At 68.0% G+C, this 21,384-nt stretch carries 21 protein-coding genes; 6 read left to right on the forward strand and 15 right to left on the reverse strand.

What is annotated here, in order from left to right; genetic code table 11:
• Nucleotides 1–106 precede the first annotated feature (106 nt).
• The 3 genes from AC2SGK_RS14365 to lepA all read left to right on the forward strand — a co-directional run bounded on the left by AC2SGK_RS14365 (nucleotide 107) and on the right by lepA (nucleotide 3,350).
• On the forward strand, nucleotides 107–607 hold the full coding sequence (locus tag AC2SGK_RS14365) for an HAD family hydrolase (protein ID WP_488324192.1): 501 nt from the start codon (nucleotides 107–109) through the stop codon (nucleotides 605–607).
• Between the two features lie 181 nt (nucleotides 608–788).
• Complete coding sequence (locus AC2SGK_RS14370) at nucleotides 789–1,484, forward strand: type 1 glutamine amidotransferase domain-containing protein (RefSeq protein WP_488324193.1); 696 nt, start codon at nucleotides 789–791, stop codon at nucleotides 1,482–1,484.
• 66 nt (nucleotides 1,485–1,550) lie between these two features.
• The gene (lepA, locus tag AC2SGK_RS14375) at nucleotides 1,551–3,350 is read left to right on the forward strand and encodes a translation elongation factor 4 (protein ID WP_488324194.1); all 1,800 of its coding nucleotides are present in this window, start codon (nucleotides 1,551–1,553) and stop codon (nucleotides 3,348–3,350) included.
• A gap of 18 nt (nucleotides 3,351–3,368) precedes the next feature.
• On the opposite strand, the gene AC2SGK_RS14380 is transcribed toward lepA, so the two are convergent.
• The 9 genes from AC2SGK_RS14380 to guaA all read right to left on the reverse strand — a co-directional run bounded on the left by AC2SGK_RS14380 (nucleotide 3,369) and on the right by guaA (nucleotide 11,849).
• Nucleotides 3,369–3,758 carry a hypothetical protein gene (locus AC2SGK_RS14380; protein WP_488324195.1) on the reverse strand — a complete coding sequence of 130 codons (390 nt, stop codon included), beginning with the start codon at nucleotides 3,756–3,758 and terminating at the stop codon, nucleotides 3,369–3,371.
• A gap of 130 nt (nucleotides 3,759–3,888) precedes the next feature.
• Nucleotides 3,889–4,035, reverse strand: coding sequence for an entericidin A/B family lipoprotein (locus AC2SGK_RS14385; protein WP_488324196.1), 147 nt, complete (start codon nucleotides 4,033–4,035; stop codon nucleotides 3,889–3,891).
• A gap of 62 nt (nucleotides 4,036–4,097) precedes the next feature.
• Nucleotides 4,098–4,481, reverse strand: a complete 384-nt coding sequence (rbsD, locus tag AC2SGK_RS14390) for a D-ribose pyranase (RefSeq protein WP_488324197.1) — start codon at nucleotides 4,479–4,481, stop codon at nucleotides 4,098–4,100.
• An 11-nt stretch (nucleotides 4,482–4,492) separates the two neighbouring features.
• Nucleotides 4,493–5,671: a dipeptidase gene (locus AC2SGK_RS14395; RefSeq protein WP_488324198.1), complete on the reverse strand. Its 1,179-nt coding sequence runs from the start codon at nucleotides 5,669–5,671 to the stop codon at nucleotides 4,493–4,495.
• Between the two features lie 67 nt (nucleotides 5,672–5,738).
• Complete coding sequence (locus AC2SGK_RS14400; RefSeq protein ID WP_488324199.1) at nucleotides 5,739–6,209, reverse strand: GNAT family N-acetyltransferase; 471 nt, start codon at nucleotides 6,207–6,209, stop codon at nucleotides 5,739–5,741.
• Nucleotides 6,206–8,020 (reverse strand): M3 family oligoendopeptidase, encoded by a 1,815-nt coding sequence (locus AC2SGK_RS14405; RefSeq protein WP_488324200.1) that lies wholly within the window; start codon nucleotides 8,018–8,020, stop codon nucleotides 6,206–6,208. Before AC2SGK_RS14405 ends, AC2SGK_RS14400 begins: the two co-directional genes overlap by 4 nt.
• Nucleotides 8,021–8,090: 70 nt before the next feature.
• Nucleotides 8,091–8,633, reverse strand: a complete 543-nt coding sequence (locus AC2SGK_RS14410; protein ID WP_488324201.1) for a putative quinol monooxygenase — start codon at nucleotides 8,631–8,633, stop codon at nucleotides 8,091–8,093.
• Between the two features lie 58 nt (nucleotides 8,634–8,691).
• Nucleotides 8,692–10,215, reverse strand: coding sequence for a cryptochrome/photolyase family protein (locus tag AC2SGK_RS14415; RefSeq protein WP_488324202.1), 1,524 nt, complete (start codon nucleotides 10,213–10,215; stop codon nucleotides 8,692–8,694).
• Between the two features lie 74 nt (nucleotides 10,216–10,289).
• On the reverse strand, nucleotides 10,290–11,849 hold the full coding sequence (guaA, locus tag AC2SGK_RS14420; protein ID WP_488324203.1) for a glutamine-hydrolyzing GMP synthase: 1,560 nt from the start codon (nucleotides 11,847–11,849) through the stop codon (nucleotides 10,290–10,292).
• A gap of 129 nt (nucleotides 11,850–11,978) precedes the next feature.
• On the opposite strand from guaA, the gene AC2SGK_RS14425 reads away from it, so the two are divergent.
• Entirely contained in the window at nucleotides 11,979–12,494 is a 516-nt protein-coding gene (locus tag AC2SGK_RS14425; protein ID WP_488324204.1) for a CAP domain-containing protein, read from the forward strand.
• Between the two features lie 38 nt (nucleotides 12,495–12,532).
• On the opposite strand, the gene AC2SGK_RS14430 is transcribed toward AC2SGK_RS14425, so the two are convergent.
• From AC2SGK_RS14430 to proS, 6 genes are all read right to left on the reverse strand, one after another.
• Entirely contained in the window at nucleotides 12,533–13,867 is a 1,335-nt protein-coding gene (locus tag AC2SGK_RS14430) for a branched-chain amino acid ABC transporter permease (protein WP_488324205.1), read from the reverse strand.
• A gap of 12 nt (nucleotides 13,868–13,879) precedes the next feature.
• On the reverse strand, nucleotides 13,880–14,887 hold the full coding sequence (locus AC2SGK_RS14435) for a branched-chain amino acid ABC transporter permease (protein WP_488324206.1): 1,008 nt from the start codon (nucleotides 14,885–14,887) through the stop codon (nucleotides 13,880–13,882).
• Nucleotides 14,888–14,890: 3 nt separating this feature from the next.
• A complete protein-coding gene (locus tag AC2SGK_RS14440) occupies nucleotides 14,891–15,724 on the reverse strand; it encodes an ABC transporter ATP-binding protein (RefSeq protein ID WP_488324207.1) in 834 nt (277 codons plus the stop codon).
• Complete coding sequence (locus AC2SGK_RS14445; protein WP_488324208.1) at nucleotides 15,721–16,500, reverse strand: ABC transporter ATP-binding protein; 780 nt, start codon at nucleotides 16,498–16,500, stop codon at nucleotides 15,721–15,723. The genes AC2SGK_RS14440 and AC2SGK_RS14445 overlap by 4 nt, the downstream gene beginning before the upstream one ends.
• Nucleotides 16,501–16,615: 115 nt before the next feature.
• Nucleotides 16,616–17,800 (reverse strand): ABC transporter substrate-binding protein, encoded by a 1,185-nt coding sequence (locus AC2SGK_RS14450; protein WP_488324209.1) that lies wholly within the window; start codon nucleotides 17,798–17,800, stop codon nucleotides 16,616–16,618.
• 153 nt (nucleotides 17,801–17,953) lie between these two features.
• Nucleotides 17,954–19,315, reverse strand: coding sequence for a proline--tRNA ligase (proS, locus tag AC2SGK_RS14455; RefSeq protein WP_488324210.1), 1,362 nt, complete (start codon nucleotides 19,313–19,315; stop codon nucleotides 17,954–17,956).
• 129 nt (nucleotides 19,316–19,444) lie between these two features.
• Between proS and AC2SGK_RS14460 the strand changes: the two genes are divergently transcribed.
• Nucleotides 19,445–20,656 (forward strand): AI-2E family transporter, encoded by a 1,212-nt coding sequence (locus tag AC2SGK_RS14460; RefSeq protein WP_488324211.1) that lies wholly within the window; start codon nucleotides 19,445–19,447, stop codon nucleotides 20,654–20,656.
• Nucleotides 20,657–20,660: 4 nt separating this feature from the next.
• Nucleotides 20,661–21,365 carry a P-loop NTPase family protein gene (locus tag AC2SGK_RS14465; RefSeq protein ID WP_488324212.1) on the forward strand — a complete coding sequence of 235 codons (705 nt, stop codon included), beginning with the start codon at nucleotides 20,661–20,663 and terminating at the stop codon, nucleotides 21,363–21,365.
• Nucleotides 21,366–21,384: the final 19 nt, after the last annotated feature.

A 21,384-nucleotide genomic window follows, 5' to 3' on the forward strand; every position in this document is an offset into this window, starting at 1 on the left:
CGCTTCAACGCCCTCGGCACAGCCGAGGTCGCCCGCGTCGCCTGAACCTAAAGGGGAAAGGGGAAGTCACGCCTCAAGCCGCCTTTCTGCAACAACGCCGCTCTCCATGGTCCAGACGGCGATCGAGCTGACCGACGGGCGGATCGACGGGCGGCAGATCGGCCGGATCCTGGACCTGGGGGCCGAGATGCTGGCCCATCCGGTGACGCTTCTGCCCGGGGTCGAGGATGCGCTGGACGTCTTGGCGGGGCGGCGTCTGATCCTGATCACCAAGGGCGACCTGATGGATCAGGAGCGCAAGGTCGCGGCATCGGGCCTGGCCGAGCGGTTCGGGGGCGTGGAGATCCTGGCGGGAAAGACGCCCGAGGCCTATGCGCGGGTGCTGGCGTCGCACGGGATCGCGGCGGAGCGGTTCATGATGGTCGGCAATTCGATGCGCAGCGACGTCATCCCGGTGCTGGAACTGGGCGGGACGGGGGTGTTCATTCCTCACGCGTTGACCTGGAGCCACGAGCATGCCGAGGCGCCCGATCATCCGCGCCTGCACCAGCTGCCCGACATGGCGGCGCTGCCGGACCTGGTGGCGCGCCTGGAGGCGGCGGACTGAGCCTTGGGGGAGGGGGCCGCCTTCGGCCCCATCGAGGGGCCTCGGCGGCCGCGCGATCCTGCCCGATCGCGCCGGGCGCGGGGTGCGGGCGGCGGAACCCTGAGGGAGGGCGGCGCATTAAGGCGCGTATGCCGCGCGCGAACCGCCGCGGCCCCCCATTCCCATGAAGAAGGAACATCCCATGCCCAAGGCGCTTTTCATCCTGACGTCGCATGACCGGTTGGGCGATACCGGCAAGCCGACCGGCTTTTACTGGGAGGAGGTGGCCGCGCCCTACTGGATCCTGTCGGACGCGGGCTGGCAGGTCGAGATCGCCAGCATCCAGGGCGGCAAGCCTCCGGCCGACCCGTCCTCGGAGGAGGGCGACGCGATGACGGAAGAGGTCCGCCGCCTGATGGCTGACGAGGCCGCGATGAACAAGCTGGCCCATACACAGAAGGTCGACGAGGTCGACGTCTCGGGCTGCGACATCGTCTATCTGCCCGGCGGGCACGGCACCATGTGGGACCTGCCGAAATCCGAGGCTCTGGGCCGCGTTCTGACCGAGGCCTGGAAAAAGGGCGCTGTCGTCGGCGCCGTCTGCCACGGTCCGGCGGGCCTGCTGTCGGCGCGGCTGCCGTCGGGCGATCCGCTGGTCCATGGCCGCCGCGTGGCGGGCTTCACCAATTCCGAGGAGGATGCGGTGGGCCTGTCGGATGCGGTGCCCTTCATGCTGGAGGATCAGCTGAAGGCGCAGGGCGGCAAGCATGAGAAGGGCCCGGACTGGGCGCCCTTTGCGCTGGCCGATGGCAAGCTGGTGACGGGTCAGAACCCGGCATCCTCGGCCGAGGTCGCGCGGCTGATGCTGAAGGCGGCAGGGCAGTCCGACGCCGGCTGACGCCATTTGGCGCAGGGGCCGCGAAACCCTCTTTTCGCGGCCCCTGCGCGCCTGTATAGCCCGGCCATGACCGACCTTGATCTCATCCGCAACTTTTCGATCGTGGCCCATATCGACCACGGCAAATCCACGCTGGCCGACCGGCTGATCCAGCTGACGGGCACTGTCGCCGACCGCGACATGAAGGCCCAGATGCTGGACAGCATGGATATCGAGCGAGAGCGCGGCATCACCATCAAGGCTAACACGGTCCGCATCAGCTATCCCGCCAAGGATGGTCGGACCTATGTGCTGAACCTGATCGACACGCCGGGTCATGTCGACTTCGCCTATGAGGTCAGCCGATCGATGCGCGCGGTCGAGGGATCGCTTCTGGTCGTGGACGCAAGCCAGGGCGTCGAGGCGCAGACGCTGGCCAACGTCTATCAGGCGATCGATGCGGGGCATGAGATCGTGCCGGTGCTGAACAAGATCGACCTTCCCGCCGCCGAACCCGAGCGCGTGAAGGAAAACATCGAGGAGGTGATCGGCATCGACGCGCAGGACGCGATTCCGATCAGCGCCAAGACCGGTTTGGGCATCCCGGACGTGCTGGAGGCCATCGTCACGCGCCTGCCCGCACCCAAGGGCGACCGCGACGCGCCGCTGAAGGCGATGCTGGTCGACAGCTGGTACGACACCTATCTGGGCGTGGTCGTGATGATCCGCGTGATGGACGGGGTGATCCGCAAGGGCGACCAGATCAAGATGATGCAGACCGGCGCCAGCTATCGCCTGGACAAGCTGGCCGTCCTGACGCCCGCCATGCGCGACATCGCCGAACTGGGCCCGGGAGAGATCGGCGTCTTCACCGCGTCGATCAAGCAGGTCCGCGACACGCGCGTGGGCGACACCATCACCCAGGAACGCCGCCCGGCGGACAAGGCGCTGCCCGGTTTCAAGCCCGCGCAGCCGGTGGTCTTCTGCGGGCTGTTCCCGGTCGATGCCAACGACTTCGAGCCGCTGCGCGACGCCATCGAGAAGCTGGCCCTGAACGATGCGAGCTTCAGCTATGAGATGGAGACCTCGGCGGCCCTGGGCTTCGGCTTCCGCTGCGGGTTCCTGGGGCTGCTGCACCTGGAGGTGATTCGCGACCGGCTGGAGCGGGAATACGATCTGGACCTGATCACCACGGCACCGTCGGTCGTCTTCAAGCTGCACATGCGCGACGGCGAGGTGCGCGACCTGCACAACCCCGCCGACATGCCCGACCTGACCCATGTCGACCATATCGAGGAGCCGCGCATCAAGGCCACGATCATGGTGCCGGACGAATATCTGGGCGACGTGCTGAAGTTGTGCCAGGACCGTCGCGGCATCCAGCTGGACCTGACCTATGCGGGCGCGCGGGCGATGGTGGTCTATGACCTGCCGCTGGCCGAGGTGGTGTTCGACTTCTATGACCGGCTGAAATCGGTCACCAAGGGCTATGCCAGCTTCGACTATCAGATCAGCGAGTACCGCGAGGATTTCCTGGTCAAGATGTCGATCCTGGTGAATGACGAACCCGTGGACGCGCTGTCGATCATGGTCCATCGCGACCGTGCCGAGAGCCGCGGCCGCGCGATGGTCGAAAAGCTGAAGGACCTGATCCCGCGGCACATGTTCAAGATTCCGATCCAGGCGGCCATCGGCGCCCGCGTGATCGCGCGCGAGACGCTGTCGGCGATGCGCAAGGACGTGACCGCCAAATGCTATGGTGGCGACGCGACGCGCAAGAAGAAGCTGCTGGAGAAGCAGAAGGCTGGCAAGAAGAAGATGCGTCAGTTCGGCAAGGTCGAGATCCCGCAGACCGCCTTCATCCAGGCGCTGAAGATGGACAGCTGACCCGGCCGGGTCGGTCTGTCACTCCAGAAGAAGGGGCGGGATGACCCGGCAATGGCCGGCGACCGCCGCCCCGACCGAGATCGCCTCGTCCCGCGGGCCTGCGCCGAACTGCGACAGGCCCGCGCCGGGTGCCTTGCGCGATCCGTCCAGCGTGAACAGGATGCCCTCGCCGCCCGCGCGGGGCTTGGGCGAGGCGCGCCACAGGCGCGTGCCGACGGGCTGGTCCAGCACCCGCTGTGCGAAATCCCCCGCCGCGCACCAGTAATCCGTGTCACGACGCCCGCCAGACCACGCCACCGCGATCTCGGTCGGCCCCGCCTGTGTCACGGTCATGCCGTTGCGGGCCGTGAAGGCGGCCGCCGGCAGCGGCGTCATCAGGATCAGGGCGGCAAGGATGGTGCGGCGCATGGGATCTCCGAAACGGTGGCGCGGTCAGACTGACATGGTGGGGTCGTGTGGGCAACGTGTCGAGGGTCGTGAACAAAAAACGCCCTCCGCGATGTCGCGGAGGGCGTTGGATTTGGCCGTGGAGCCGGGATCACATCCCGGCCTGAACCTCGGCGCTCTCCTGCTGAACGACTTGGCCGGCGGTGGACAGGTCGCGGCCGGCTCCCTGCACGGTCTCGCAGGCGGCGAGGGTCATCATGGCCAGAACGGCGCTGAGGCCCAGGATCTTCTTCTGCACGGCTATTCTCCTTCATGGATAAGCATATGAGCTTGCAACGCTTTCCCTGCGGGTCGGTTCCCTCAGAAGGCCACGCCGGCATGCAGGGCGATATTCGCATAGGGCGTGCATTCGCCCGTCCGCACAACCGCACGGGCGGTCCGGCTGTGCGCCTTGAACCCCTCGTGGTCGATCAGCGTCACCGCCCCGACCGCGCGTTCGGTAAAGCGCGCGCGCAGCGACGGATCGGCCTCCTGCGCCAGAAGGCTGCGCTCCACAACCAGTTCGGACAGCACCGCGTCCAGCACCTCGAAGATGCCCGGAACGCCGCGCGTCAGCGCCAGGTCGATGACGCGCACGCCCGGCGGGACGGGCAGGCCCGCATCCCCGATCACCAGCAGGTCGCCATGTCCCATGGCCGCGATCAGGCCGGACAGTTCGGCATGCAGCAGCGTCGTCTTCTTCATCGGGGGTCCTTTCAGGTCTCGGGCAGGGTCTGGGCCAGATAGGCCATCATGTTGCCGCCCATGACCTTGGCGATCTGGGCATCGGTCAGGCCCTGGTCGATCAGGGCCTGCGTCAGGGCAGGCAGATGCGCAGCGTCGAAGGGCGCGTCCACAGACCCGTCCCAGTCCGAGCCGAGCGAGACGTGATCCTCTCCGGCGACGCGGATCGCGGCGGCGATGGCCGCGGCCACGTCGGCGGGCGTCTCTCCGCAGACGACGTCGGACCAGAAGCCCACGCCGATCAGCCCGCCGGCCGCCGCGACCTGCGCCACCAGATCGTCGGGCAGGTTGCGCGGCGAGGGGCAATGCGCGCTGATCCCGGTATGGGACAGCACCGGCCGCGCGCCTGGCAGGGCCAGCACGTCGCGGACCATCCGCGGGCTGGCATGGGTCACGTCGATGATCATGCCGCGGCCGATCATCGCCAGCGCGACCTGACGCCCGAAATCGCTGAGGCCCTGACCCTCGCCCGCGCCATGCAGGCTGCCGCCCAACTCGTTGTCGAAGAAATGCGTCAGCCCTATCAGCCGGAATCCGGCGTCATGGAGGACGTCCAGATTGGCGATGTCGCCCTCCAGCGGGTGCCCGCCTTCCGACCCCAGCAATCCGCCGACCACCGTCGCGCCCTCGGCGCGATCCGCCAGCAGGGCGGCCAGATCGGCGCGGCTGCGGATCACGCGCAGGGCGGCGGGGTCGCGCGCGGCCGCGGCATGCAGCGCCTCGGCCTGGACAAGCGCGCGTTCGCGCAGCGACGTCCAGCTGCGCGGCGGGCGCAGCTGGCCGGTGAACAGGGGCGTGATGTTGTCGCCGGTCGCGGCCTCGTTGTGCTCATAGTTCTGGCCGCGCGGGCTCTTGGTGACCGTGGTGAAGACCTGCAGCGCGACATTGCCCTGGGCCAGGCGCGGAATGTCGGTATGCCCCCGGTCGTGCCGCACCAGCAGGTCGCGGTCCCACAGCAGCGCGTCGGAATGCCAGTCGCCGATCACCAGCCCTGCATGCAGGGCGCGGGCGCGGTCGCCGACCGGCCAGCCCTCGGCGGGCATGGTGACGGGGTTCATGCTGCGGTCGACTTGGGCCGGGGCCAGCGTGACGAATGCGGCGGCCCCCGCCACGACCAACAGGCCCGTGCCGATGGCGATCTTTCTCAGCATGGCGTCTCCCGGCGCTGTCCCCTTGCGCGCAGGATAGGGCGTCGCGCGGCGGATGCCACGGAAATCCTCACCGCAGGGTCAGGCGCAGGATGTGCTGGGGACCGATGCGACCGCCGAGATAGAGCGCGCCGGTATCGACGAACCCGCCGGCCAGATAGACGGCCCGGGCGACCGGGTTGGCCTGATTCACTGTCAGCACGCAGGCCGCGGCATCGGGGTAATGCCGCCGCATATGCGCGCGCAGGGCCGCGATCGCGGCCTTGCCGGTGCCGCGCCCCTGCTCCGCGCGGTCGATCATCATGCCGCGCAGGCCGACCTCGTCCGCGCGGGCCTCGGGCAGGCGGTCGGCATAGGCGCGGTCGATCTTGAAGAACCCGACCGGCACGCCGTCCGAAAGCACGGCGTGAAAGTCGCAGGAGGGTTCGTCGGCGTCGAAATGGCTGGCGATGCTGCCGCAGAACGGCTCCTGCTCGGGCGCGACGCGGATATGGGCCATGCGGGCGCGGGCGTCGCGCCCGATGCGTTCCAGTGCGATCACGCTTCCAGCGCCTCCAGCTGGTCGATGAAGCCCTCGATCATCGACAGGCCCTTGTCCCAGAAGGCCGGGTCCGAGGCATCCAGCCCGAAGGGCGCCAGCAATTCGCTGTGATGGCGCGATCCGCCTGCCTTCAGCAGGTCGAAATACTTCTGCTGAAAGTCCGGCAGCCCGTCCTCATAGGCGGCATAAAGCGCGTTCACCAGCCCGTCGCCGAAGGCATAGGCATAGACGTAGAAGGGCGAATGCACGAAATGCGGCACATAGGTCCAGAAGGTCTCGTAGCCCGGCATGTACTCGAAGACCGGACCCAGGCTCTCGTGCTGGACCGCCATCCACAGCGCGTTGATGTCGTCGGGCGTCAGCTCGCCTTCCGCGCGGGCGGCGTGCAGGCGGCATTCGAAGTCGTAGAAGGCGATCTGGCGGACGACCGTATTGATCATGTCCTCGACCTTGCCGGCCAGCAGCGCCTTCTTCTGCGCCGGATCGGTGGTGCGGGCCAGAAGCGCGCGGAAGGTCAGCATCTCGCCGAAGACCGATGCCGTCTCGGCCAGCGTCAGGGGGGTGGAGGCCAGCAGCTCTCCTTGCTCCGCCGCCAGACGCTGATGGACGCCGTGACCCAGCTCATGGGCCAGCGTCATCACGTCGCGCGGCTTGCCCAGGTAGTTCAGCAGGATGTAGGGGTGCACGGTGGTGACGGTCGGATGCGCGAAGGCGCCCGGCGCCTTGCCGGGCTTCACGCCCGCGTCGATCCAGCCCTTGTCGAAGAAGGGCCGCGCCAGATCCGCCAGCGCCGGAGAGAAGCTGGCATAGGCGTCCAGCACCGTGGCCTGCGCCTCGGGCCAGTCGATCAGGCGCGGGGTCTCGGTCGGCAGGGGGGCGTTGCGGTCCCAGACCTGCAGCTTCTCCAGCCCCAGCCAGCGCGCCTTCAGCGCATAGTAGCGGTGCGACAGGCGCAGATAGGCCGCGGTTACGGCATTGCGCAGCGCCTCGACCACCTCGGGTTCGACATGGTTCGACAGGTGGCGGCCATGCTGCGGGCTGGGCATCTTGCGCCACTTGTCCTCGATGGCCTTCTCCTTGGCCAAAGTGTTGTGGATGCGCGTGAACAGCCCGACATTGGCGGTGAAGACCGTGGCCAGCGCCCGCGCGCCTGCCTCGCGGCGGTCGCGGTCGTGATCGGTCAGCAGGTTCAGCGTGGCCTCCAGGCCAAGCGTCTCGCCCGCGACCTCGAAGGTCAGCCCGGCGGTCGTCTCGTCGAACAGGCGGTTCCAGGCGGCGGCGCCCACGACCGAATTGTCGTGCAGGAACTGTTCCAGCTCGTCGGACAGCTGATGGGGGCGCATGGCGCGCATCCGGTCGAAGACCGGCTTGTAGCGGGCAGGACCGTCGGACGCGGTGAAGACCGCGTCATAGCGGTCATCGGGGATGCGGTTGAACTCCAGCCCGAAAAAGACCAGCGGCGCGGTCAGGTCGGTGATGCGCCCCTGCAGGTCGCCCATCTGCTTGGCGCGGAGCGGATCGGTGGTGTTCTGGTAATAGCGCAGGCCCACATAGGACATGATGCGCCCTGCCAGGATGTCGATCTGCTGATAGGCCTCGACGCAGTCCAGCATCGCGGCCGCATCCAGATCGGCCAGCCGGCCCTGATAGGTGGCGGCAAAGTCGCGCACCCTGGCGTCCAGCGCCTCGATATCGGCGGTCAGCTCGGGGCTGTCCGGCGCGGGATAGAGGTCGCCCAGATCCCATTCGGGAAGCGTCCCGAAATTGCCCTTTGCCGGTTCCGCCGCGACGAACGCCATCTGTCCTGCCATGATCGGTCCTTTCCGTAACTGTCGGACCAGATGTGGACCCTGCGGGCCGGGGGTGCAAGCGGCGCGCCCGTCAGTGAGCCATCGCCGCTTTGATCCCGCGGCCGGCCAAGGCGGGATGCACCGTCACCGCGCCGGAGGCCGAGCGATGCGCGACGGGCAGCCCCTCCACATGGGCGACCAGCCCCGGCAGGGCGGAGGCGCCCACGGGCAGCAGCAGGGCCAGCGCCGCCGCGTCGGCCGCGGTCGCCGGACGGATGCGGAGCGTGACCTCGTGGCGGTGGAAATCGCGGGCGATGGCGCCGCTGCGCTGGCCCCAGGGGCTGGCAGCCGTGCGGGCCTGATGGGCGGCGAAGGCCACCGCATCGACGAAGATCTCGGACAGGGTCCAGACCATCGGGTCGTCCTCCGACTGCGCGATGTCGAAGCGCAGGCAGCCCGGCTCGGCTCGGCTGGCGGCGACGTGATTGGGCAGTAGCTCCAGCGCTGTCATCAGCTGGGCCATGTCGGCGCAGATCAGCCGCCCGTGCAGGGCGACGGGCGGTTCGGTCAGGGTCACGGGCGTGCCGGTCAGATCGGCGGTCGGGGCGTGGTGATGGCCGCAGGCGCAGTCCATGGGCAGGTCCTTTCGCGGGATGCGCAATGGTGGCCGGGCAGGGCGCCAAGGTCAAGGCTCAGACAGGCTCGCCCGCCTCCAGGCGCGCGAGGAATGCCGCCGCCTCTGCGCGGATCACGCGTCGTTTATCGGCGTCCATCCGGTCCCAGGTCGCGTAGGCGCGGCCGATGCGTGGGTTGCGTTCGAACCGCTGCCGGTGCCGCATCAGGAAATCCCAATACAGGAGGTTGAACGGGCAGGCCTTCGGGCCGGTCTTGTCAGCGACCTTATAGGCGCAACTGCCGCAATAATCCGACATCTTGTTGATGTAATTGCCTGAACTGACATAGGGCTTGGACCCGACGATGCCCCCGTCGGCGAACTGGCTCATGCCGATGACATTGGGCGCCTCGACCCATTCATAGGCATCGGCATAGACCGCCAGATACCATTCATGGACCTGATGCGGGTCGATCCCGGCCAGAAGGGCGAAGTTGCCGGTCACCATCAGGCGCTGGATGTGATGGGCATAGGCATGGTCGCGCGTCTGCCCCACTGCCTGCGCCATGCAGGTCATCTTCGTGGGCTTGCCCCAATAGACCGGCGGCAGGGCGCGGTCATGGCGCAGGATGTTGCGGGCGGTGTAATCCGGCCCCTCCAGGAAATAGATGCCGCGCATGAATTCGCGCCAGCCGATGATCTGGCGGATGAAGCCCTCGGCCGACTTCAGGCGCACGCGGCCCGCCGCATGGGCGTCGGCTGCGGCTTGGCAGACCTCCAGCGGCGAGAGCAGCCCCGCATTGATGTAGGGCGACAGGATCGAATGGTGCAGGAACGGGTCGTCCTGCAGCATCGCGTCCTGATACGGGCCGAATTCGTCCAGCGAATGGCGGATGAAGTGCCTGAGGACCTTCAGTGCGCCCTCGCGGTCGGTGGCCCAGGTGAAGGGGCGCAACCGGCCGAAATTGTCGGGAAAGCGCGCCTCGACCAGGTCCAGCACCTCGGCCGACACGGCATCGGGTTCGAAGGTCGGGGGTCGCTCGCGCAGCAGGTCGGCCTGGGCGGGCTTGCGGTTCTCGTGGTCATAGTTCCACTTGCCGCCCGCGGGCTGGTCGCCCTCCATCAGCAGGCCGGTCTTGCGGCGCATCTCGCGATAGAACCACTCCATGCGCAATTCCTTGCGGCCCTCGGCCCAGGCCTCGAACTCGGCATGGCTGGCCAGGAAGCGGTCGTCGGGCCGCTGCGTCACCGGGATGGGCAGATCGCCCAAGGCGCGGATCAGGCGCCACTCGCCCGGCTCGGTCGCGATGACGGTGTCGGCATTATGCTCCGCCGCGCGGCGCAGAAGCTCGCCGGGGATGGAATGGCTGTTCTCGGGGTCGTCCAGCGGCGTATAGGCCACGGTCAGCCCGCGGTCGCGCAATTCGGCGGCGAACTTGCGCATCGCGGCAAAGAGGAACGCGATCTTTTGCGGGTGGTGGGGGACATAGCCGGCCTCGTCCCCGACCTCGGCCATGACGATCACGTCGTCCGGCCGGGCATCGCGCAGCGCGGTCAGGTCACGGGACAGCTGGTCGCCCAGCACCAGGATCAGTCGCGTCATCATGCACCCCCGAAATGACAGGACGCGCAGGTTGCGCCGCGCGTTCCCCGGATGTCATGCGACGCGGTGCCGCGTCATTCCCACTCAATCGTGCCCGGCGGCTTGGAGGTGATGTCATAGGTGCAGCGGTTGATGCCCTTGACCTCGTTGATGATCCGCGTCGCGGTCTCGCCCAGGAACTCATGGGTGAAGGGATAGTAATCCGCCGTCATCCCGTCCACGGACGTCACCGCCCTTAGCGCGCAGGCAAAGTCGTAGGTCCGCCCGTCGCCCATCACGCCCACGGTGCGCACCGGCAGGATCGCGACGAAGGCCTGCCAGATCTCGTCATAGAGGCCGTGCTTGCGGATCTGGTCGATGAAGACCGCATCGGCCTTGCGCAGGATCTCCAGCTTCTCGCGGGTGATCTCTCCGGGGCAGCGGATGGCCAGGCCCGGGCCGGGGAAGGGGTGGCGGCCGATGAAGCTCTCCGGCAGGCCCAGCTCGCGGCCGAGCTCGCGGACCTCGTCCTTGAACAGCTCGCGCAGCGGCTCGACCAGCTTCAGGCCCATCTTCTCGGGCAGGCCGCCCACATTGTGGTGCGACTTGATCGTGACCGAGGGGCCGCCGGAGAAGCTGACGCTCTCGATCACGTCCGGGTAGAGCGTGCCTTGGGCCAGGAAGTCCGCGCCGTCGATCTGGCTGGCGTATTTCTGGAACACGTCGATGAACAGGCGCCCGATGGTCTTGCGCTTGACCTCGGGGTCGCTGACGCCCTCCAGCGCGCCCAGGAACAGGTCGCTCTCGTTCGCGTGGATCAGCGGGATGTTGTAGTTGTCGCGGAACATCTTCACCACGTTCTCGCCCTCGTTCAGGCGCAGAAGGCCGTGATCGACGAAAACGCAGGTCAGCTGATCGCCGATCGCCTCGTGGATCAGGACTGCGGCCACCGAGGAATCGACCCCGCCCGACAGGCCGCAGATGACCTTGCGGTCGCCCACCTGCTCGCGAATCTTGCGGATCGCCTCGTCCTTGTAGCTGGCCATGGTCCAGTCGCCGGTGAAGCCCGCCAGCCGGACGAAGTTCTCCAGCATGGTGCGGCCGTTCGGCGTGTGATGCACCTCGGGGTGGAACTGGACGGCATAGAAATGCCGCGCCTCGTCCGCGATCATCGCCATGGGTGCGTTGGGCGAGGTGCCGATCACCTCGAAGCCCGGCGCCAGCACGGTCACGCGGTCGCCATGGCTCATCCAGACCTCTTCGCGGCCCGTATCGAACAGGCCGGCAAAGATGCCGTCACCCTTGTGGCCCGGCGCGGGCGCGATGAAGGCGCGACCGTATTCGGCATGGTGCCCGGCCTCGACCCGGCCGCCCAGCTGCTCCATCATCACCTGCTGGCCATAGCAGATGCCAAAGACGGGGACGCCCATCTCGAACACGGCCTGGGGCGCGCGGGGGCTGCCGTCGGTGGTGACGCTGGCGGGGCCGCCCGACAGGATGATCGCCTGCGGCTCCATCTGGCGCAGCCGGTCGTCGGTCACCGTGTTGAACGGGTGGATTTCGCAATAGACGTTCAGTTCACGCAGGCGACGCGCGATCAGCTGCGTCACCTGGCTGCCGAAGTCGATGATTAGAAGGCGCTGGTGCTGGGTCATGCCATGCGCTTTAAGCGCGGTTTCATGGCCTTGCAAGGGTTTCGCGGAACCCGTGTCCCGATCGGACGTTCCGCGCCATAGACGGTCGGTCCGCAACCGGCCCCGTCACCCAGCCAGAGAGGTCCGCCAATGCTCCGTCCCAGTCTCGTCGCCGTCGGCCTGATGGCCCTGACCGCCTGCCAAGGGATCGGGCTGCCCCTGCGGACCGCTCCAACGCCCCCCGTCGAACAGGCGCTGGCGACCGAGTGTCGGGGCGATCCCGATGCGGGGCTGCGCCTTTCGGCGGCGGTGAATGCCGCGCGGCTGGCCGAGGGCAAGCCCGACCTGGCGCCCCAGGCCGATCTGGACCGCATCGCGCTGGCCCATGCCTGCGACATGGCGCGCATGGGGCGTGCCGATGTGGCCGGGTCGAACGGATCGAACGTGGTCGATCGCGCGCGCTCTGTGGGCTATCCGACCTGCGGGGTGGTGCAGCTGGTGGGCGCGGGCGGCACGCCCGAAGGCACGGTGGCCACCTGGCTGGTGCCCGGCCCGCAGCGCGAACAGGTGCTGGGCCAGTTGAGCTATCAGATCGGCAGCGGCGTCGCGCGGGGTGCGGACGGTCGGCTGTGGCACAGCACGGTCTTGGGCAACAACTGCCGCTGAATGGAGAAGGGGCGCGGTGTGACCCGCGCCCCCTTCGCTTACTTCTCGGGCAGCAGGCCCCGTGGCGCGAAGCGCAGCACCAGAAGCAGCACCGCCCCCATCGCGATAAAGCGCATGTGCGGTGCGCTGTCCAGCAGATGCGCCTTGACCGGGCCGTCGGCCATCGGGCCGGTCAGCATGGCGATCAGGGCAGGGCCCCAGACCTCGGCCTTGATCCACAGGAACCAGATGGTGACCGCGCCCAGCACCGCGCCCCAGTTGTTGCCCGACCCGCCGACGATCACCATGACCCAGATCAGGAAGGTGTAGCGCAGCGGGTTGTAGCTGGTCGGCGCCAGCAGACCGTCCAGCGTGACCATCATCGCGCCCGCCACCCCGATCACCGCCGAGCCGAGGATGAACACCTGGAGGTGGCGGCGGGTGACGTCCTTGCCCATCGCCTCGGCCGCGGTCTCGTTATCGCGGATGGCGCGCATCATGCGGCCCCAGGGCGATTTCAGCGCCAGTTCAGCCAGCAGGATGATGACCAGCAGCACCACCAGGAACAGCGACATGTAGGACAGCTTGACCCAGATGCCCGAAGCCTCGGCCGCCTGGAAGCCCCAGGACTGCGCGAAGGCCACGAAGTCGGGGTTCTGCTGCAGCGCCACCTCCTGCGCGACGGGGCGCGGGATGTTGGTGATGTTCTTGACGCCGCGGGCCAGCCAGTCCTCGTTCTTGAGGACCGCGACGATGATCTCGCCGATGCCGAGCGTCGCGATGGCCAGATAGTCAGAGCGCAGGCCCAAGGCGACCTTGCCGATGGCCCAGGCCGCGGCGGCCGCGAAGAGGCCCCCCACGACCCAGGACAGCAGCACCGGCAGGCCCAGGCCCCCGATATTGCCGTTGCGCGCGGGGTTGTTCGCCTCGATCGCGGTCACGGCGGGATCGAACAGCCAGCGATAGGCGATGAAGCCCGCGATCAGCACCACGGCGGTCAGCAGGCCGCTGCGCGTGCGCGCCCAGGCCAGCTTGGCCAAGGCCAGCGTGCCCAGCCCCACGGCCAGCGCCAGAAGCAGGCGCGTGCCGCCCGACTGCCACGCGCCCTCGACCGGCGGCAGCGAGACCAGCACGGGTGCCAGCGCGCCCATGGCCAGAAAGCCCACGACGCCCACGTTGAAGAGGCCCGCATAGCCCCATTGCATGTTCACGCCCAGGGCGGTGATCGCCGACAGGAGGCCCATGTTCAGGATGGCCAGCGACGTGTTCCAGCTGCCCGAGAACAGGCTGTTGCGCACGGTCCCCTCCAGCACGAACAGCACGGCGAGGATCGCGAACAGGATCGGCGCGCGCCAGGGGCTGGCGGATGTCGCGGCTTGACGGTTGGTTGCCATGATCTCTCCCCCTCAGACCGATTTGCCGCGGAACAGGCCGGTGGGCCTGAACAGCAGGACGACGATCAGGATGACGAAGCTGACCGCGAACTTGTATTCCGTGCCCAGAAGCTGCATCAGCCCGCCGGGTTCGTACCAGGGCGCCAGATAGCCCACCACCTTGACCCAGGGATAGGTCACCGCGACCTCGGAGAAGGCCACCAAGAAGCCGCCCGCGATGGCGCCGAGCGGATTGCCCAAGCCCCCCACGATGGCCGCCGCGAAGATCGGCAGCAGGATCTGGAAGTAGTTGAAGGCCTTGAACGACTTGTCCAGACCATAGAGCGTGCCCGCGATGGTCGCGAGGCCCGCGGCGATGACCCAGGTCATCCGCACCACGCGTTCGGGGTCGATGCCCGACAGCAGCGCCAGATCCTCGTTGTCGGAATAGGCGCGCATCGCCTTGCCGGATTTCGTACGGTTCAGGAACCAGAACAGCGCCACCATCACGATCAGGGCCACGACCACGGTCAGCGCCTGGGTCGAGCGCAGCGCCAGACCCTCCTCCAGCCCGGTCATCTCGCGGAAGTCGCGGACCGCGATCAGGAAGCGCGCGCCGTCGTCAAAGCGGATCTCGTCCACGCCGATCAGGATGCGGGTCAGGCCGTTCATCACGAACATCACGCCGACCGAGGCCATCACCAGGATGATCGGCGCTGCCTTCTGCCGGCGATAGAACTTGTAGACCGCGCGGTCGGTGCCCAGCACCAATAGCGCCGTCAGCGCGATGCCGAAGGGCAGGGCGATCAGCGCCGTGGGCAGCGGCCCTGCGCTGACGCCCAGGGATTGCAGCCCCCAGGTCAGCAGGATCACGATGCCCGTCCCAAAGGCCATGGTGTCGCCATGCGCGAAGTTCGAGAAGCGCAGGATGCCATAGATCAGCGTGACGCCAAGCGCGCCAAGCGCCAGCTGCGCGCCATAGGCGGCGGCCGGGATGAAGACGAAGTTCAGAAAGACCACGAGGGCGTTCAGGATATCCATGGCTCAGCCCCCCAGGAAGGTGCGGCGCACCTCGTCGTTCTGCATGAGTTCCCGGCCGGTGCCGGTATGGGCGTTCGCGCCCTGGACCAGCACATAGGCCTTGTCGGCGATCATCATCGCCTGGCGCGCGTTCTGCTCGACCATCAGGACGGGCAAGCCGCCCCGCGCGATGGCGATGATGCGGTCGAACAGCTCGTCCATGACGATGGGGCTGACGCCCGCGGTGGGTTCGTCCAGCATCAGCACCTGCGGCTGCGTCATCAGCGCGCGGCCCACGGCGACCTGCTGGCGCTGGCCGCCCGACAGCTCTCCGGCGGCCTGGCGGCGCTTGGCGGCGACGGCGGGGAACAGCTCATAGACCTGCTCCATCGTCGCGCGGATGTCGTCGCGGCGGATATAGGCGCCCATCTCCAGGTTCTCCTCGACCGTCATGGACGGGAAGATGTTGTTGACCTGGGGCACGACGCCCATCCCCGCCTTGACCCGGTCCTGCGGGTTCAGCGCGGTGATGTCCTGGCCGTTCAGCCGGACCGAACCTTGGCGCAGGTTCAGCATGCCGAAGATGGCCTTCATCGCGGTGGACTTGCCCGCGCCGTTGGGACCCACGATCACGGCGATCTGGCCCTGTTCGACCGCGATGGTGCAGTCGTGCAGGATGTCGGTGCCCTTGCCGTATCCGCCGGTCATGCCCTCGCCGATCAGGAAGGGATCGCCTGCGCGCCCCGCGCCCAGGGGGCCGGAACGGCGGGTGCCGTCGATCGTGCCGCGCCCGGCCGGGTTCACCACCGACAGGTCGCGGCTGCCGCGATTGCCGAAGACAGCGTCCTGGTCGCTCATCCCACCATGTCCTTGTTCTTCAGGCCGGTGCCCAGATAGGCCTCGATCACCGCCTCGTTCTTCATGATGTCCTGGGCGCTGCCCTTGGCCAGCACCTTGCCCTCGGCCATCACGATCACCGGGTCGCAGAGCTTGCCGATGAAATCCATGTCATGCTCGATCACGCAGAAGGTGTAGCCGCGCTCCTTGTTCAGCCGGATGATCGCGTCGGCGATGGTCATCAGCAGGGTGCGGTTCACGCCCGCGCCGACCTCGTCCAAAAAGACGATCTTGGCGTCGACCATCATCGTTCGGCCCAGCTCCAGCAGCTTCTTCTGGCCGCCGGACAGGTTGCCGGCCTTCTCATGGGTCAGGTGGCGGATGGTCAGGAAGTCCAGAACCTCGTCGGCCTTGCGACGCAGTTCGGCCTCCTCGCGCTCGATCCGGCCGCGCTGGAACCAGGTCTTCCAGATCGTCTCGCCGGACTGCGCGCCGGGAACCATCATCAGGTTCTCGCGCACGGTCATCGAGCTGAACTCATGCGCCAGCTGGAAGGTGCGCAGCAGGCCCTTGTGGAACAGCTCATGCGGCGGCAGGCCGGTGATGTCCTCTCCGTCCATGAAGACGCGCCCCGAGGTGGGGGGCAGCACGCCCGCGATCACGTTGAACAGCGTCGATTTGCCCGCGCCGTTCGGCCCGATCAGCCCGGTGATCGAGCCGGTCTCGATCGTCAGGCTGGCGCCGTCGACGGCGCGGAACCCGCCGAAATGTCTGTGAAGGTCCTCGACCCTGATCATTCTTCCACATCCCCGTCTTCACGTTCTGGGTGAAGATGTGCCGTCAAGCGGCTGTTATCATTGAAAATCGGCCCGGCGTCCCAAAGGATGCCGGGCCGGTCGTCAGGTGACGTCCTCAGCGGTAGCCGACGACCTCGATCTTGCCGTCGGTGAACTGGATCTCGCGGAAGGTGCCGGCGGATTCACCGGGCTCGACCAGCTCGACCGCGGTCGCGCCGACATAGTCGACATCGCCGCCGCCGTTGATGATCTCCAGCGCCTTGGCCAGCTGGCCCGGCAGGATCTGCTCGCCGGGGCCGTTGGCCACATCCATGACGTGATCCTTGTAGACCGCCGGATCGGAGGACTTGGCCTTGGCCATCGCCATCAGCATCAGCGCCGCCGCGTCATAGGCCTCGCCCGAGAAGGCGCCCGAACCGTCGAAGCCCGCGGCCTCGGCCATCTTCAGATAGGTCTCGCGGCCCTCGCCCTCGGCGGCGGGGTTCTGGCCGAAGCTGCCGTCGATCTCGGAGCCGAAATTCGTCTCCAGCGCGGCGCCGACCATGCCGTCCGGGAAGACGAAGGTGTCGAAGGCGCCGGTGTCCAGTGAGGCGCGGACCACGCCCGAACCGCCCTGATCGACATAGCCCACCACGACCAGCGCGTCGCCGCCCGCCGCGGCCAGGGCCGCGACCTCGGCCGAGTAGTCGGCCTTGCCGTCGTCATGCGCGCTGTTGGTGGTCACGGTGCCGCCCGCGGCGGTGAAGGCCGCGGCGAAGCTGTCGGCCAGGCCCTTGCCGTAGTCGTTGTTGGTATAGGTCACGGCGACGTTCTCGATCCCGCGCTCGCGCACGATCTCGGCCATCACCTCGCCCTGGCGGGCGTCGGAGGGGGCGGTGCGGAAGAAAAGGCCGTCATCCGCGATGTCGGTCAGCGCGGGCGAGGTGGCCGAGGGCGAGATCATCACCATGCCGTTCGCCTTGGCCACGTTCTCCAGCGAGGCGATGGTCTCGCCCGAGCACATGCCGCCGATCATGCCCTTGATGCCTTCGGAGGCGATCAGGCGCTCGACCGTCGCGGTGGCCGCGGCGGCGTCGATGCAGGTGCTGTCGCCGGTCACCGCGACGACGGTCGATCCGTCCAGCAGCAGGCCCGAGTCGCTGACTTCCTTCATCGCCATCTCGGCGCCCTGCTGCATCGCGGGGGCCATGGATTCCAGCGGTCCGGTGAAGCCGAGCGAGATGCCCAGCTTGATTTCTTCGGCGCCCGCGGCACCGGCCAGAAGCGCGCCGGCGGCGGTCGCAAGAAGAAGTTTTTTCATGTGGAAGTCTCCCAGTTGGAACATTGTCCTGCGCGTCACGTTAGGGGCGACCCTTCCAAAAAGAAAGTGCGTTGTCGCGCGCATTTGCATGGTTTTCGGACAGGTTGCCCGGTCCGGGGGCGGCGGTCCGGGCAGACCGCCGTCCCCTGGAGTTCACCCCGCGACGCGGCCTGCGGCCTGCACCGGCTGATAGATCTGCTCCAGCCGGGCGATGGCCTCCTGCGGGGACATCTCCTCGGTCTCGCCGCTGCGGCGGCAGGTCAGCTCGACCTTGTTCGCGGTCAGGCCGCGCGGGCCCACGGTGATGCGCCACGGCAGGCCGATCAGGTCCATGGACGCGAACTTCGCGCCCGCCCGTTCGTCACGGTCGTCATAGAGCGGGTCCAGACCCCGCGTCTGCAGTTCGGCATAGATCGCGTCGCAAGCCGCGTCGGTCGAGTTGTCGCCCTGCTTCAGGTTGACGATGCCCACGTGGAAGGGCGTCACGCCCTCGGGCCAGATGATGCCCTTGGCGTCGTGATTGGCCTCGATGATCGCGCCCAGAAGGCGGCTGACGCCGATGCCGTGGCTGCCCATGTGGACGGGCACGCGCGCGCCGTCGGGACCCACGACCGTGGCGCCCATGGGCTCGGAATACTTGGTCCCGAAATAGAAGATCTGCCCGACCTCGATGCCGCGCGCGGTGCGGCGGCGCTCCTCGGGGACCTCGGCATAGACGGCCTCGTCATGGGTCTCGTCGGTGCGGGCATAGCGGCTGGTGAACTCCTCCAGCACGGCCTGGCATTCCTCGACGCTGTCATAGTCGATCGCGCGGTCGCCGAAGGTCAGGTCGGTGATCTGGCTGTCGTAGAAGACCTCGGACTCGCCCGTCTCGGCCAGGACCAGGAACTCGTGGGTGTAGTCGCCGCCGATCGGACCGCCATCGGCGCGCATCGGGATGGCCTGCAGGCCCATCCGCTCATAGCTGCGCAGATAGCTGACCAGATGCCGGTTGTAGGCGTGCAGCGCGGCCTCCTTGGTCAGGTCGAAATTGTAGCCGTCCTTCATCAGGAACTCGCGGCCGCGCATCACGCCGAAGCGCGGGCGGATCTCGTCGCGGAACTTCCATTGGATGTGGTACAGCGTCAGGGGCAGGTCCTTGTAGCTGTTCACATGGGACCGGAAGATGTCGGTGATCATCTCCTCGTTGGTGGGACCATAGAGCAGGTCGCGCTTGTGGCGGTCCTTGATGCGCAGCATCTCCTCGCCGTAATCGTCATAGCGGCCGCTCTCGCGCCACAGGTCGGCGGGCTGCAGCGTGGGCATCAGCATCGGGATGTGACCGGCGCGGATCTGCTCGTCATGGACGATCTGCTCGATGCGCTTGAGCACCTTGAACCCCAGGGGCAGCCAGGAATAGATCCCCGCCGCCTGCTGCTTGATCATGCCCGCGCGCAGCATCAGGCGGTGGCTGACGATCTGCGCCTCCTTGGGGTCTTCCTTGAGGACGGGCAGGAAATAACGCGACAGACGCATGGGCAGGGTCCTTGATGACGGTTCCGGGCAGGGTTAGCGGATCGTCCGGGCCTTGCCAAGCACGCCGCTTGCAACGACAAGCGCGGGGCGGCACTCTGGCCGACAGACATCACCGACAGGGGCAGGCCCATGCACATTCCCATTCGCAAGCAGGTCATGTGGTGGGGCATCGCCGCCCTGACCATGGCGATCCTGCTGTGGCTTCTGGGACAGGCCGTCCTGCCCTTCATCCTTGGCGCGGGCGTGGCCTATCTGCTGGACCCGCTGGCCGACCGGCTGGAACGGGCGGGCCTGTCGCGGACCATGTCGGTGGTGGTGATCACCGTGGCCGTGGTGCTGTCCTTCGTCGCGGTCGTCCTCTTGGTCGTGCCGCTCCTGGTGCGGCAGGCCAGCGCGCTGATCGAGACCGCGCCCGCGATGATCGAGCAGGGGCGGCTGTTCCTGGACACCCGCTTTCCCGACCTGATCCCGCAGGGCGCGGGGCTGCAGCAGACGCTGACCGATCTGCAGGCGGCGGTGGGCGATCAGGCCGGGCGCGTCGCCTCGACGCTGCTGGGGTCGCTGACCGGGCTGATCGGCACGGTGGCGCTGCTGGTGATCGTGCCGGTCGTGGCCTTCTATCTGCTGCTGGACTGGGACCATCTGGTGCGCGCCGTGGACACGCTCCTGCCGCGCGAGCATGCCGCCACCATCCGCACCCTGGCCGCCGAGATCGACGAGGCGCTGTCGGGCTTCCTGCGCGGGCAGGCGGTGGTCATCGCCATCCTGGGGACGTGGTATGCGCTGGCGCTGATGCTGGTCGGGCTGCCCTTCGGCTTCTTCATCGGCATCATGGCGGCGATGCTGTCCTTCATCCCCTATGTCGGCGTCCTGATCGGGGGGGCCACGGCCATCGGCGTCGCGCTGTTCAGCTTCTGGGGCGATCCGCTGTGGATCGGCGCGGTCGTGGCGATCTTCGGCCTGGGCCAGGTGGTCGAGGGCAACTATCTGCAGCCCAAGATCGTGGGCGGCCATGTGGGCCTGCACCCGGTCTGGCTGCTCCTGGCGCTGTCGGTCTTCGGGGCGCTGTTCGGCTTCGTCGGGCTGGTCCTTGCGGTGCCGATGGCCGCCGCCCTGGGGGTCCTGGCGCGGTTCCTGATCGCGCGCTATCTGGAAAGCCCGCTGTTCACCGGGCAGGGCGTTCCGGACGAACCCGCCCAGCCCCTGCTGGTCGAGATGGTCCCCCCCGGCACGGTCGCCGAGCGCATCCGCTTGGCCCGGATGGAGGCCGACCGCGTGCGCAGCCAGCAGCACATCCAGACGATGCAGGAAGACCTGGCCCGACGCGACGACGGGGCCTGACCGCGTGACCCCGTTCCCGTCCGCCCGGCAGCTGACCCTGGACCTGACGACGCCCCCGGCCCATGCGCGCGCCGATTTCCTGCCCGCGCCCGCCAATGCCGACGCGCTGCGGGTGCTGGACCGACCGCAGGACTGGCCGTCGGGGCGGATGCTGCTGATCGGGCCGGAGGGGGCGGGCAAGTCGCATCTGGCGGCCTTCTGGGCGGCCGAGAACGGCGCGCGGCGCATCAGTGCCTCGGCGCTGCGGCCCGATGCGGCCGACCTGCTGGCCGCCGAAGGGGGCGCGGTCGTGGTCGAGGATGCCGATCATGCGGGCTTTGCCGCGGGGGCGGAACAGGCGCTGTTCCATCTGTGGAACCTCTGCGGGCCGCGCGACTGCCTGCTGCTGCTGACCGCGCGGACGCCGCCGCGCGACTGGGGGCTGGTGCTGCCCGATCTACGCTCGCGCATGGATGCGATGCCGCAGGTGCGGCTGGGCCCGCCCGACGAGGCGCTGCTGGCCGCGGTGCTGGTCAAGCTGTTCGCGGATCGTCAGCTGGCCGTGCCCGCGGGGCTGATCGAGTGGCTGGTGCTGCGCATGGACCGCGATCTGGGCCTGGCCCGCCGCCTGGTCGCCGAGATGGACGCCGCCGCCATGGCCGAGAAGGGGCCGGTCACGCGGCGCATCGCGGCCGAGCTTCTGGACAAGCTGTCCGAGGCTGACGCATGATCGGGGCCACGCCAGCCGC

The sequence above is a fragment of the Paracoccus sp. NIOT.M2S5SZ12 genome (assembly GCF_057748165.1).

Excerpts from the sequence above, each read along its gene's own strand:
- rbsD (WP_488324197.1), bottom strand. The coding sequence starts at position 4,481 with ATGAAGAAGACGACGCTGCTGCATGCCGAACTGTCCGGCCTGATCGCG.
- AC2SGK_RS14380 (WP_488324195.1), bottom strand. The coding sequence starts at position 3,758 with ATGCGCCGCACCATCCTTGCCGCCCTGATCCTGATGACGCCGCTGCCG.
- AC2SGK_RS14450 (WP_488324209.1), bottom strand. The coding sequence starts at position 17,800 with ATGAAAAAACTTCTTCTTGCGACCGCCGCCGGCGCGCTTCTGGCCGGT.
- AC2SGK_RS14410 (WP_488324201.1), bottom strand. The coding sequence starts at position 8,633 with ATGGACTGCGCCTGCGGCCATCACCACGCCCCGACCGCCGATCTGACC.
- lepA (WP_488324194.1), top strand. The coding sequence starts at position 1,551 with ATGACCGACCTTGATCTCATCCGCAACTTTTCGATCGTGGCCCATATC.
- AC2SGK_RS14405 (WP_488324200.1), bottom strand. The coding sequence starts at position 8,020 with ATGGCAGGACAGATGGCGTTCGTCGCGGCGGAACCGGCAAAGGGCAAT.
- AC2SGK_RS14430 (WP_488324205.1), bottom strand. The coding sequence starts at position 13,867 with ATGGCAACCAACCGTCAAGCCGCGACATCCGCCAGCCCCTGGCGCGCG.
- AC2SGK_RS14435 (WP_488324206.1), bottom strand. The coding sequence starts at position 14,887 with ATGGATATCCTGAACGCCCTCGTGGTCTTTCTGAACTTCGTCTTCATC.
- AC2SGK_RS14425 (WP_488324204.1), top strand. The coding sequence starts at position 11,979 with ATGCTCCGTCCCAGTCTCGTCGCCGTCGGCCTGATGGCCCTGACCGCC.
- AC2SGK_RS14365 (WP_488324192.1), top strand. The coding sequence starts at position 107 with ATGGTCCAGACGGCGATCGAGCTGACCGACGGGCGGATCGACGGGCGG.
- proS (WP_488324210.1), bottom strand. The coding sequence starts at position 19,315 with ATGCGTCTGTCGCGTTATTTCCTGCCCGTCCTCAAGGAAGACCCCAAG.
- AC2SGK_RS14460 (WP_488324211.1), top strand. The coding sequence starts at position 19,445 with ATGCACATTCCCATTCGCAAGCAGGTCATGTGGTGGGGCATCGCCGCC.
- AC2SGK_RS14395 (WP_488324198.1), bottom strand. The coding sequence starts at position 5,671 with ATGCTGAGAAAGATCGCCATCGGCACGGGCCTGTTGGTCGTGGCGGGG.
- AC2SGK_RS14445 (WP_488324208.1), bottom strand. The coding sequence starts at position 16,500 with ATGATCAGGGTCGAGGACCTTCACAGACATTTCGGCGGGTTCCGCGCC.
- AC2SGK_RS14370 (WP_488324193.1), top strand. The coding sequence starts at position 789 with ATGCCCAAGGCGCTTTTCATCCTGACGTCGCATGACCGGTTGGGCGAT.
- AC2SGK_RS14415 (WP_488324202.1), bottom strand. The coding sequence starts at position 10,215 with ATGACGCGACTGATCCTGGTGCTGGGCGACCAGCTGTCCCGTGACCTG.
- AC2SGK_RS14440 (WP_488324207.1), bottom strand. The coding sequence starts at position 15,724 with ATGAGCGACCAGGACGCTGTCTTCGGCAATCGCGGCAGCCGCGACCTG.
- guaA (WP_488324203.1), bottom strand. The coding sequence starts at position 11,849 with ATGACCCAGCACCAGCGCCTTCTAATCATCGACTTCGGCAGCCAGGTG.